General features: G+C 42.9%; 10 protein-coding genes. 9 read left to right on the forward strand and 1 reads right to left on the reverse strand.

What is annotated here, in order from left to right:
* Positions 1-291: 291 nt before the first annotated feature.
* Complete coding sequence (locus tag N596_RS07620; RefSeq protein WP_023027513.1) at positions 292-522, forward strand: hypothetical protein; 231 nt, start codon at positions 292-294, stop codon at positions 520-522.
* A 321-nt stretch (positions 523-843) separates the two neighbouring features.
* Here N596_RS07620 and N596_RS07625 read toward each other — a convergent pair whose 3' ends face one another.
* Positions 844-2505, reverse strand: a complete 1662-nt coding sequence (locus N596_RS07625; RefSeq protein ID WP_023024962.1) for an LPXTG cell wall anchor domain-containing protein — start codon at positions 2503-2505, stop codon at positions 844-846.
* 393 nt (positions 2506-2898) lie between these two features.
* Here N596_RS07625 and asnA point away from each other — a divergent pair, with 393 nt between their 5' ends.
* The 8 genes from asnA (at position 2899) to thrC (ending at position 12794) form a co-directional block, all read left to right on the forward strand.
* Positions 2899-3891 carry an aspartate--ammonia ligase gene (asnA, locus tag N596_RS07630; RefSeq protein WP_023024964.1) on the forward strand — a complete coding sequence of 331 codons (993 nt, stop codon included), beginning with the start codon at positions 2899-2901 and terminating at the stop codon, positions 3889-3891.
* A gap of 190 nt (positions 3892-4081) precedes the next feature.
* The gene (gene hisS / locus N596_RS07635) at positions 4082-5356 is read left to right on the forward strand and encodes a histidine--tRNA ligase (protein WP_023024966.1); all 1275 of its coding nucleotides are present in this window, start codon (positions 4082-4084) and stop codon (positions 5354-5356) included.
* 343 nt (positions 5357-5699) lie between these two features.
* Entirely contained in the window at positions 5700-7481 is a 1782-nt protein-coding gene (locus N596_RS07640) for a heme transporter CcmD (protein ID WP_023024968.1), read from the forward strand.
* A gap of 125 nt (positions 7482-7606) precedes the next feature.
* Positions 7607-9817, forward strand: coding sequence for an anaerobic ribonucleoside-triphosphate reductase (gene nrdD / locus N596_RS07645; RefSeq protein ID WP_023027514.1), 2211 nt, complete (start codon positions 7607-7609; stop codon positions 9815-9817).
* A 12-nt stretch (positions 9818-9829) separates the two neighbouring features.
* On the forward strand, positions 9830-9970 hold the full coding sequence (locus N596_RS10160) for a hypothetical protein (RefSeq protein WP_006595204.1): 141 nt from the start codon (positions 9830-9832) through the stop codon (positions 9968-9970).
* Positions 9971-10013: 43 nt separating this feature from the next.
* Positions 10014-10514 (forward strand): GNAT family N-acetyltransferase, encoded by a 501-nt coding sequence (locus N596_RS07650; protein WP_023027515.1) that lies wholly within the window; start codon positions 10014-10016, stop codon positions 10512-10514.
* A gap of 4 nt (positions 10515-10518) precedes the next feature.
* Entirely contained in the window at positions 10519-11115 is a 597-nt protein-coding gene (gene nrdG, locus N596_RS07655) for an anaerobic ribonucleoside-triphosphate reductase activating protein (RefSeq protein ID WP_023027516.1), read from the forward strand.
* Between the two features lie 194 nt (positions 11116-11309).
* The gene (gene thrC / locus N596_RS07660) at positions 11310-12794 is read left to right on the forward strand and encodes a threonine synthase (protein WP_023027517.1); all 1485 of its coding nucleotides are present in this window, start codon (positions 11310-11312) and stop codon (positions 12792-12794) included.
* Positions 12795-12812 lie beyond the last annotated feature (18 nt).

Raw genomic sequence — 12812 nt, forward strand, 5'->3', positions numbered from 1 at the left:
TAGGTATCATTGTAGGTCTATTCTTAATCCCATTACTTAGACCACTTATAGTTGATTGGCTAAAAACTATATTTGGTTAATAGTAACGATAACCTTATTTAACAAAAAAGTTTTCCCTTTTATTTTTTAATAGCATTGTTTTGACAAATTAACTTCCACGTTTATTGGCGGTAGAAGTTGGTTTGAGAATTTAGCACTTTGATGACCTTAGATCCTTATAATCCTACACGTACAGGTATGACTTTTAGTTTTAGATATTCTCATTAGTTTAATTAAAGGAGGGACTGTGTTATGGTAACTAAGTATTACAAGTATATTCCTTGGTTGATCTTAGGAGCTATTGGATCTTATGAATCAGCAACTTATTTTGGACATAGCACATTTGATACGCTGTATTTATCTATTGTTTTTATGATTGTTTACGTAGCTTTATTCATTCTACACGAAAAATATCTGAAATATAAATATAAAGAAATATTTACACATATTATGAGCAATCCTGAAAAAGATCATCATCCCTAGTAAGAAGTTAAGTAGGGGTTCAATACGAATCAATACATAAGAAAAACGCTGATTTCAAGCGTTTTTTCTTTTTGCCAAATGCGATATATTGCACTGTATTTCAATCCAAACTCTACCTTTTTTGGATAAATTTCAATGAATATACTAGCTTATAGAAAGAATTTAAAAACTATGACTTTCCGAAAAAGAGTCATTTTCCGGAAAGTTGAGGAATGTAAAAAGATGTGTATGATAACTTCAATTTAAGATTTCCTCATTTGTCAAATTAAGCTAGACAAAAAAACCTCTAGCCATTAGCTAGAGGTTGCGATTTAGTCAGGTTTATTGATTTGAAAGTTTACGTTTCAATAAGATAGCACCTGATAGAACAACTGCTCCTAGGACAATGAATCCAGTAGCTGCGACGTCACCTGTACTTGGGAGAACTTTCTTACGACCTTTACCTTTGCCATCGCCGGTACCTTCAGTTGTTGAAGATGACGGAGTTGGTGTTGGAGTAGGAGTAGTCGTTGAAGTTGTAGTCGGTTCTTCGCTTGTCGTTGTTGTAGTGGTTGTAGCTTCTTTGGTTGTGGTCGTAGTTGAAGTTGTAGTCGGTTCTTCAGTTGTAGTCGTAGTTGAAGTTGTAGTCGGCTCTTCGGTTGTTGTGGTAGCCGAAGTTGTTGTAGTGGTTGTCGTTGTTGTTGTAGTGGTTGTTTCTTCCTTCGGATTTACGATTGTTTTAGTTACTGAGTGGTCAGCTCCGAAATCTTCAGCATTGACTTCTGTATCTGCAGATTTGATGCTGTACCCTGCAGGTGCTTCTGTTTCAGTTAAGATATATTTATCTTTTAACAAGGCGTTGACTGTAATGTTCCCGTTTTCGTCGGTTACATACTCACCGATAACTTGGTTGTTTGCTTGGCGTACGACCTTAAATTTTGCTCCTTGGAGGGGTTGGTTGGCATCGTCTACTTTGTGGATATTGATGGTAAATACATAGCCGACGCCAGAGCCACCAGCGATTTGCACAGCTGCAGCATTGGTTACTTGTTTCACCTCTGTATTTTTACCTTTTAGGATTGCATCGTTTTTTAGGAGTTCGCCATCTACGGGCTCGTAGTTGAGCTTAACATCATAAGCAATACGGTATTGGTCGTTTTCAGTGATGTCGCCTAAGTCAACTACAAAGGATTGACCGTCTTCGCTAATAGTCACCTTGTGTTGGTCAGTGACATCTGTTCGGTTGCTAAATTGCCATTCACCTTCAACAAAGGCAAAGGTCCCTTTCAGCACCTTGATGCTACCTGGTACATAAGAAGCGTTAGTAAATTTCATATGGTCTTCGATGGTAACGCTATTAATATTTTCTTTGGTTCGGTTGACAGAAATGGTATAAGATACTGTTTTGTGATCTTCGGAATTGACCCAGCTTGTCTTTGTCAAGATTTTGGGATTCCCATCTCCAACTCCTTTGAAGGTCACCTTTCCGCCGATTTTTAGTTCGTTGTTAATGGTGATTTTAATCGGGATTTCTCCTTTTTCAGGGTGCTTCTTGAAATCAATCCGTGCATAGAAGAAGAAGGAGCCGTTTGTGTCAGAGTGTTTTTCAACATAGTCTGTGTAGGTGAGGGAAATCGATTTTTTTGCAGCATCTACGGTTGCATGTGCGATGATTTCGTTGGTATTAACATCTCGAATCTCAAAGCTATCCGAAGTAATCATTAAAGCATCTGGAACCGTCACGACCGTAGTATCCCCTGCCTTGACATTTTTTCCGGCCAAATCGTAGGTGGCATTAATTCGGAAAGTTGCCCATTGTTCTAACTCCCAATTGAGATCTCCGCCCTCGTTATTGGTGACGTTGACACTGGTAATCGTGTCCGCAAATTTTCCTGTTATCGAGACGGTTGGTGTTTCAGCAGATGATTTATTCAAACCTAAAGTGAATAGGGTGGCTAGTAGACAAAGAACGAATGGAAAAATCCAAAATTTCTTTTTATCCATAATTTTCTTCCTTTTTCATAAAATGGGTGTTTAATAAACAATCCTACTCTTAGTTCAAATAAGACTATCAGTAGGTTTCCAAAAGATGGAGTCGATATTAAACTACACGGTGTTGCGACAGGTTACTAGGTTGTTCGTTACGAAGTTGTTAAGAATAAAGCCCTCCCTTTGTTAAAAAAATCACAAGATTATCTTCTTAGGTAAATTGTAGCACAAAAAGCACCTTATTTCAACAGTATAACTTTGATTGTTAAAATAAAAATGAGTATAAAATAGATGGGTTAATTAGCTGAAAGGAGACAATCTTTCAAACAGCTCTTTTCGAAGCGGTAACTATTGATTTTTCTCTAAAAAAGGGTATAATCAAAATCAAACTATTTAAAGGGAGTCTCTATGAAGAAGAGTTTTATTCACCAGCAAGAAGAAATTTCATTCGTAAAAACTACGTTTACCCAGTATTTGAAAGACAAGCTAGAAGTCGTCGAAGTTCAAGGACCTATCTTGAGTAAGGTAGGAGATGGAATGCAGGATAACCTATCTGGAGTGGAAAACCCTGTCTCTGTAAAGGTCTTGCAAATTCCCAACGAGACCTATGAAGTGGTTCATTCCCTTGCGAAATGGAAACGCCATACCTTGGCGCGGTTTGGCTTCGGGGAAGGGGAAGGTCTCTTTGTCCATATGAAGGCCCTTCGTCCGGATGAAGATTCCTTGGATGCGACCCACTCAGTTTATGTCGACCAATGGGACTGGGAGAAGGTTATTCCAAATGGCAACCGCAACCTCGCTTACTTGAAAGAAACAGTTGAAAAGATCTACAAGGCCATTCGTTTGACGGAGTTGGCTGTTGAAGCTCGCTATGATATTGAGTCTATCTTACCTAAACAAATCACCTTTATCCATACAGAAGAGTTGGTAGAGCGTTACCCTGAACTGACACCAAAAGAACGGGAAAATGCCATCACAAAAGAATATGGAGCAGTCTTTTTGATTGGGATTGGTGGCGTCTTGTCAGATGGCAAACCACACGATGGACGGGCGCCGGACTATGACGACTGGACAACGGAGACCGAAAATGGCTACAAGGGCTTAAATGGGGATATCCTTGTTTGGAATGATAACCTTGGTGCGGCTTTCGAATTGTCTTCTATGGGGATCCGGGTTGATGAGGACACCCTCAAACGCCAGGTTGCTATTACAGGAGATCAAGATCGTTTGGAACTGGAATGGCATCGTGCGCTTTTGAATGGCCTGTTTCCACTAACTATCGGAGGCGGGATCGGTCAATCGCGGATGGCTATGTTCTTGCTTCGTAAGAAACATATCGGAGAAGTCCAAACCAGTGTCTGGCCACAGGAAGTTCGCGAACAATATGAAAATATCTTATAAGATAGTTGCAAGTAAAGCAACGAAAGAAATAGAGCCTTGCATTTGATGCGGGCTCTTTTTTTGGGGCCTGGAGAAGCTAGCTTTTTCTGTTCCTAATGGGCTTGTGGGATGATTTTATCGCTTGAGCACTGTCACGAACTAGAAATTATGATAGAATAAATAGTACAAAGCAAGCAAAGGAGTGGTGTCTATGAAATTACAAAAACCAAAAGGAACCCAAGATATCCTGCCACAGGAGTCCGCTAAGTGGCAATATGTAGAAGGATTTGCTCGCGAAACCTTTAAAAAATACAATTATGCTGAGATCCGCACACCGATATTTGAGCATTACGAGGTAATTAGTCGTTCTGTTGGGGATACAACGGATATCGTGACCAAGGAGATGTACGACTTCTATGATAAGGGAGATCGTCACATTACTTTGCGTCCAGAAGGGACAGCACCGGTGGTCCGCTCCTATGTTGAAAATAAACTATTTGCACCAGAGGTTCAAAAGCCAAGCAAGGTCTATTATATCGGTCCCATGTTCCGCTATGAGCGCCCTCAAGCTGGCCGTTTGCGTCAATTCCACCAGATTGGAGTAGAGTGTTTTGGATCTAGCAATCCTGCAACGGATGTCGAGACGATTGCCATGGCTGACCAATTCTTTAAAGAGATTGGCATTGAAAATGTCGTCCTCCACTTGAATACCCTTGGTAGCACAGCCAGTCGGACGGCTTATCGTCAAGCTTTGATCGACTACCTCCTTCCGATGAAGGACCAACTTTCAAAGGATAGCCAACGCCGTTTAGAGGAAAATCCGCTCCGCGTTTTGGATTCGAAAGAAAAAGAAGATAAACAAGCGGTTGAGAATGCTCCATCTATCCTAGACTACTTGGACGAAGAAAGCCAGGCACACTTTGATGCCGTGCGGGCTATGCTAGACGGTTTAGGAATTGCCTATGTCATCGATACCAATATGGTTCGTGGCCTAGACTACTACAACCACACCATTTTCGAATTCGTGACAGAAGTAGATGGAAATGAATTGACCGTTTGTGCGGGAGGTCGTTACGATGGCTTAGTAGAATATTTTGGTGGACCTGCAACTCCAGGATTTGGTTTCGGGATGGGACTTGAACGTCTGTTGTTGATTCTTGATAAACAAGGAGTTGAACTTCCTGTAGAGGCATCGTTAGATGTCTATGTAGCTGTCCTGGGTTCAGAAGCAGAAGTGGCCAGCTTGGAATTGGTTCAGGCTCTTCGTCGTCAAGGCTTTATCGCAGAACGTGATTACCTAGGACGTAAGTTGAAGGCTCAGTTCAAGTCAGCTGACGTCTTTGGGGCAAAAACTATCATTGCCTTAGGTGGTAGCGAGGTTGAAAGTGGCCAAATCACCGTCAAAAATAACCAGACTCGTCAGGAAGTGACCACTTCCATCGAAGAAGTAAAAAACGATTTTCAGACTATCTTGAATCAACTTTAAAAAGAAAAGACGGATGCCGAGAAGGTATCGGTCTCAGATTGAAGAAAAAGAATTCCTAGAATCTTTCCTTAGATTCAAAACTCCTGAATGCTTGAAACGCCACTGTTTCAAGCATTTTTCTCACGGCGGAAAGTTTCAGAGATTCTTAGATGACTCAAAGTAATAGGAGTCATTTTTTTGAACAATTATCTAGCTATTTTAAGTGAAAAATAGTCTGTCTTTTTGTGTGTCATCTATTTTCTCTTTGTGGAGAAAGCTGACAGCCGGGTCCATTTTTGATATACTAGTAGGGCATGCATGTGCCCTTTAGCACTTGCAATTCTAGTAAAGGAAAAAACAAGGTATGAGTGAAAAAGAAAAAGAATCGCATAAACTTGGCTTAAGTGTCGGGTCCAATTTTCAAGATACTCAAGAGCTACGAAAGGTATTGGAGCAATCGATTAGCCGGGAAGAAGAAGTTTTGACTGCTAGTCAACCGGTGGAATCAGATCAGAACCAGGAAGAGAGCCAGGTTAATGGAGAAGGGGTCGAAACAGAAGCTTCGACCGAAACTCTAAGTCGTTTATCACGATCTGGTCATAGTCGTAAAGAGAAGCTTGAAGCGAGGTCAAGAGACCAAGAGGATGTAGAAGAGTCGTTAGAAAACCAAGAAGATGAAAAGCCCTTGGGGCGCTATGCCATTAAGCGACCAGTTCCCTTGTCACTACCAATTGCTTTAAGTGTCCTACTTGGGATGGTCCATGTAGCTCTTCCTTTTATCAACTTAGTTGCGACTAACCAACAAACCCAGGACTTATATGCCGGTTGGGCGATTTCTCAAGGTCAAGTTCCTTATGGTCATTTCTTTGGGGTCAATGGTTTGCTCTACTATGGGCTCAGTGGTTTAGGAAGTTTGGTAGGAGGTCAAGTTCTCTTGGTGGCCTTCCAGATTTTAGCCTACTTTTTTGCTGGGACGAGCCTGTATCGGATGGTCAGAAGCTTGGTTGCAAGTGAAAAAATTGCAGGACAAGTTCAGCTACTCTTCTACCTTCTTGCTGGAGTGCTTGGCTTTGGTGGGAACTATGCTGTCTTTTATGCCCTTCCCTTCTTGTTTGGCTCTATGAATTTCATCCTTGCTTATCTAGAAGGTGAGAAAACGGACGAATCCTTTGTCGCCTATGGTGCAGGAGCCTGTTTGGCCTTTATGATTGTGCCATGGCTGAGTGTGATTTTTTATCTGCTTGCTTTTCTCGGATTGACAGCCTATCATGTGAAGCAAAAGAAATTAGCCCACGGCTTCTATCAATTCCTTGCTGCCCTCTTGGGATTCTCTCTTGTTTTCTATCCCTTGGGCTACATTACTGTGTGGAACGGCTCATTTGGGTATGCGATCCATCAGACCTTGTATAGTCTCCGCTCCCTCCAGTTTGATGCCGGGCATCTATTTGCCAACCTAGTTTATTACTGTTTATTGCTGTTGACGCTTGGTTTCGCTTCAGCTTTCGTCATGTCCTTCCGAAAAGTGTCGACAAGTGGTCAACGTGTGATTCGGTTTATGAGTTGGTTCGGTCTTCTGCTAGTTGTTGCAGTTGTGGTTGGGACACCAGAGCAAGGGGCCTATCAGTTCCTTAGCCTGTTACCTTTTGGTCTCCCCTTGTTAGCCCTTTGGTTTGCCGGGGATGAGTCTACTTACCAGCGCCGGAAGATGAAGAATAATTCTATCTGGGACCTTTATTTCTCCAGTCAAGCCTTCCTACCGATTTTGGCAATGGCTTATTTAGTGGGCTATCCAGTTGTGAATCAATTGGTTCTCCAAAGCAATCTAGCTAGTGACCGAAGTGCAATCGCTCAGTATATCAAGAGTCATAGCGATTCTAAAGATACGATCTATGCTTGGGATCAGACGGCTCATCTCTATCAAGAAAGTGGCCGTTTAGCAGCTTCAGCCCTCCTAACCCCAACTGCCTATATGGGGCCGAAGGAAAATCGAACCAATCTAATCAATCAGATTAAGCAAGCTAAGCCGAAGTTTATTGTGGTCAATAAAGACCTAGATGTAACGTCTGCTCTGCAAAAAGTTCTAACCAAAAATTACGAAAAAGTGAACCAGAAGGGTTCGCAGTACACCTTGTACCGATATAAATAGACTATCAATATCTTGTGGTTTTGAAATGAAATAACATTTTTTGCCACAAGATATTGATTTTTTATTTTTGAGTGATATAATATGGGGTGAATTCTATTTGTATTAAAAAGAAAGTGGGCGAGAGTATGATAACGTTACGAGAAGAGCATATCCAAAGTCTCCCCCAACTCTTTGTGGAAAAGAGAGATGGGCGGAAGGTCAAGTTTGATGTCGATAAAATTTACCGTGCTTTGGTCAAGGCGACAGAAGAAGTGACAGGCCTCACTCCGGCCCTGGAAGCGAAATTAGAAACCGTAACAGACCGGATCGTGGCTGAAGTTTTGGAACGCTTCCCTCGTGGCGTGAAAATTTACGAGATTCAAAATGTCGTCGAGCACGAGTTATTACAAGCCAATGAGTATGCGATTGCTGAGAGCTATATTACTTATCGGACCCAGCGGGATTTTGAGCGCTCAAAAGCGACGGATATCAATTTTACCATCGGCAAACTCCTCAACAAGGACCAAGCAGTGGTGAATGAAAACGCCAATAAGGACAGCGATGTTTTCAACACCCAGCGTGATCTGACTGCGGGGATTGTCGGAAAATCTATTGGTCTCAAAATGTTACCCAAGCACGTGGCCAATGCCCACCAAAAAGGGGATATCCACTACCATGATTTGGATTATAGCCCTTATACTCCAATGACTAACTGTTGCTTGATCGATTTTGAAGGTATGCTGAGAAACGGCTTTAAGATTGGGAATGCAGAAGTAGAAAGTCCTAAATCCATCCAAACTGCAACAGCTCAAATCTCGCAAATTATTGCCAATGTGGCCTCTAGTCAGTATGGGGGTTGCTCGGCAGACCGGATCGATGAAGTTTTGGCCCCTTATGCAGAAAAGAATTATAAGAAGCACTTGAAGGATGCTGAGGAGTGGGTTCTCCCTGAAAAACGCGAGGACTATGCTTGGCAAAAAACGAAAAAAGATATCTATGATGCCATGCAATCGCTGGAATACGAGATCAATACCCTCTTTACCTCCAATGGGCAAACTCCCTTCACCTCGCTAGGCTTCGGTCTCGGAACCAATCGTTTCGAACGGGAAATTCAAAAGGCCATTCTGGAAATACGAATTAAGGGACTCGGTTCAGAACACCGGACCGCTATTTTTCCGAAGTTGATTTTCACCTTGAAGAGAGGCCTCAACTTAGAGCCGGGGAGTCCCAATTATGACATCAAACAGTTGGCCTTGGAATGTGCCACTAAGCGCATGTATCCGGATGTTTTGTCTTACGACAAGATTGTCGAATTGACGGGCTCCTTCAAGGTACCCATGGGCTGTCGTTCTTTCCTCCAAGGGTGGAAGGATGAAAATGGTGTCGAAGTCAATTCTGGTCGGATGAATCTGGGAGTTGTGACGGTTAATTTGCCCCGGATTGCCTTGGAATCTGGCGGAGACAAGGAAAAGTTCTGGGAAATCTTTAATGAGCGGATGAACATCGCGGAAGATGCTTTGGTCTATCGGGTAGAGCGGACCAAGGAAGCAACCCCAGCTAATGCACCGATTCTTTATCAATATGGCGCTTTTGGGAAACGCTTGGGCAAATACGACCAGGTAGACCAACTTTTCCGCAACCGTAGAGCGACGATTTCACTCGGCTATATTGGATTGTATGAAGTGGCGACGGTCTTTTATGGGCCTAATTGGGAAGAAAATCCAGAAGCCAAACAATTTACAATCGAGATTATTAAGGATATGAAGAAACGGGTCGAAGAATGGTCCGATCAGTATGACTACCACTTCTCCATCTATTCGACACCGTCAGAAAGCTTGACAGACCGCTTCTGTCGCTTGGACACGGAGAAATTTGGTAAGGTTCCGGATATCACAGACAAGGAATATTACACCAATAGTTTCCACTACGATGTCCGCAAGAACCCAACCCCGTTTGAGAAATTGGACTTTGAAAAAGTCTATCCAGAAGCTGGAGCGACGGGTGGCTTTATCCACTATTGTGAGTACCCAGTTCTCCAACAAAATCCAAAAGCCCTTGAAGCGGTTTGGGATTATGCCTATGACAGGGTCGGTTATCTCGGAACCAATACGCCAATCGACCGTTGCTACAAGTGTGATTTCGAAGGGGACTTCGCGCCAACCGAACGTGGTTTTACTTGCCCAAACTGTGGCAATAGTGACCCCAAGACAGTGGATGTCGTCAAACGGACCTGTGGCTATCTAGGAAATCCTCAAGCTCGCCCCATGGTCAATGGCCGCCATAAGGAAATCGCTGCGCGGGTTAAACACATGAACGGGTCTACTATCAAATCAGCTGGACACCAAGTGAAAGATTAGAAAAGGAAGATTATGGGAAAATACCAATTAGACGATAAGGGCAAGGCTCAGGTACAACGATTCCACGAAAAACATTCGACAGGCGGAATCAATAAAAAAGACCGGGTAGCCAGCCTGAGAGAGCAATTTTTAAAGAAAGCTAAGAAAAAATAAAAGTGAGAGTTCGCTCTCGCTTTTCTCGTATGGGGAGGTAAAGATGGAATTACGCAGACCAACTCTAGCAGATAAGGAAACTGTATTAGACATGATGGCAGAATTTGAAGCGACTCAATCTGCCCACGACGGTGGATTTTGGAATGCTGAAGCTTTTGTTTATGAAGACTGGTTGGAGACAAATATGCAAAAAGAAATGGGAATAAATTTGCCTGAAAATCGTGTTCCATCAATTCAGTTCGTATTGTTTGATAAATCAGGCCATGCTTTAGGTTTTTTGAATCTACGGCTGAGACTGAATGAGGGGTTGCTGAATTATGCTGGCCATATTGGCTATTCCATTCGTCCCTCTGAACAGGGCAAGGGCTATGCCAAGGAAGCTCTCCGTCAAGGTCTTCAAGTAGCTAAGGAGAAGAACATCCATCGTGCTCTGGTGACCTGCAGTATGGACAATCCGGCTAGTCGAGCTGTTATCTTAGCTAACGGTGGCCAGTTGGAGGATGTTCGAAATGGAACGGAGCGTTATTGGATAGAGGTGGAGTAGAAGGATGACATGGAATACACCAAAACCAGGCGAATGGAAAAGCGAGGAACTGAGTCAAGGGCGCATCATCGACTACAAGGCTTTTAATTTTGTCGATGGCGAAGGCGTGCGCAACTCCCTTTATGTGGCAGGATGCATGTTTCACTGCGAGGGCTGTTACAATGTAGCCACCTGGTCTTTCAATGCAGGAATTCCCTACACCAAAGAGTTGGAAGAGCAGATCATGGAGGATTTGGCCCAACCCTATGTTCAGGGCTTGACCCTGCTTGGGGGTGAACCTTTTCTCAACACTGGCATCCTGCTACCCTTGGTCAAGCGGGTGAAAAGAGAACTCCCTGACAAAGATATCTGGTCTTGGACCGGCTACACCTGGGAAGAAATGATGCTGGAGACACCCGACAAACTGGAACTGTTATCATTGATTGATATCTTGGTGGATGGTCGCTATGATAAGAGCAAACGCAACCTGATGTTGCAGTTTCGTGGCTCTTCCAACCAGCGGATCATCGATGTCCAACAGTCCCTCAAAGAAGGAAAAGTCGTCATCTGGGACAAGCTCAATGATGGCAAGGAATCCTATGAACAAGTGAAAAGAGAGTAGCGAGAGTCGGGAGGCAGATAAATCGATGAAGAGAGGTTTTCGTTGTTTTTCAGTTTGCAAGAAGGGAGCTCTTTTTCAGACAATTTCATTCTCACTGATAAAATTCAGAAGAATTCATGGTATAATGGAATAGATTGTACAAAAGCTAGAACAGTCTAGCCCGTACAGTGAAGGAACAGAATGAGGAAATTTACATGACATTAGTTTATCAATCAACGCGTGATGCGAAAAATACTGTTACAGCCAGCCAGGCGATTTTGCAAGGTTTGGCTACTGATGGTGGCTTGTTCACTCCAGTGAGCTATCCAAAGGTGGACTTGGACTTTGGCATATTAAAAGACGCTTCTTACCAAGAAGTTGCGAAACTGGTCTTGTCAGCCTTTTTGGATGACTTTACAGCAGAAGAGTTAGACTACTGTATCACCAATGCCTATGACAGCAAATTTGACACTCCGGCCATTGCCCCTCTTGTTAAGCTGGATGGCCAATACAACTTGGAATTGTTCCACGGTTCAACCATTGCCTTTAAAGATATGGCCTTGTCTATCTTGCCATACTTTATGACAACTGCTGCCAAGAAACACGGTTTGGAAAACAAGATTGTCATCTTGACAGCGACATCTGGAGATACTGGAAAAGCTGCTATGGCAGGATTTGCGGATGTACCAGGGACTGAAATTATCGTCTTTTATCCAAAAGACGGTGTCAGCAAGGTACAAGAATTGCAGATGACCACGCAAACTGGGGACAACACGCATGTCATCGCTATTGATGGAAACTTTGATGATGCTCAGACTAATGTGAAACAGATGTTCAATGATGTTGAACTACGTGAAAAATTGGCAGCCAACAAGATGCAATTTTCATCAGCTAACTCTATGAATATCGGTCGTTTGGTCCCACAGATTGTCTATTATGTTTATGCCTACGCTCAGCTTGTTAAAACTGGTGAGATTAAGGCTGGTGACAAGGTTAACTTCACCGTACCGACAGGAAACTTCGGTAATATCTTGGCTGCCTTTTATGCTAAACAAATCGGCCTACCAGTTGGCAAGTTGATCTGTGCTTCAAATGATAACAATGTCTTGACAGACTTCTTTAAAACTCGTGTCTATGACAAGAAGCGTGAGTTTAAGGTAACCACTAGTCCATCTATGGATATTTTGGTCTCTTCAAACTTGGAGCGCTTGATTTTCCATCTTTTGGGAAATGATGCGGTTAAGACAGCTGAACTTATGAATGCTTTGAATAGCCAAGGTCAGTATGAGTTGATTGATTTTGATGCGGAGATTCTTGACCTTTTTGCGGCTGAATATGCGACTGAAGCAGAAACAGCTGCAGAAATCAAACGTGTTTACGAATCAGATTCTTATATTGAGGATCCTCATACAGCAGTTGCCTCAGCCGTATATAAAAAATACCAAGCAGCGACAGGTGATGCGACCAAGACCGTGATTGCATCAACTGCTAGTCCATACAAGTTCCCAGTAGTTGCAGTAGAAGCTGTAACTGGAAAATCAGGACTTAGCGACTTTGAAGCCTTGGCACAGTTGCATGAGATTTCAGGCGTTGCCTTGCCACCAGCAGTGGATGGTCTTGAAACAGCTCCAGTTCGTCACAAGACAACTGTTGCAGCAGCAGAGATGCAGTCTGCAGTAGAAACTTATCTAGGACTTTAAAAGAGAGGAAGTAAACTC

It is taken from the genome of Streptococcus ilei (assembly GCF_000479335.1).
GTDB lineage: Bacteria > Bacillota > Bacilli > Lactobacillales > Streptococcaceae > Streptococcus > Streptococcus ilei.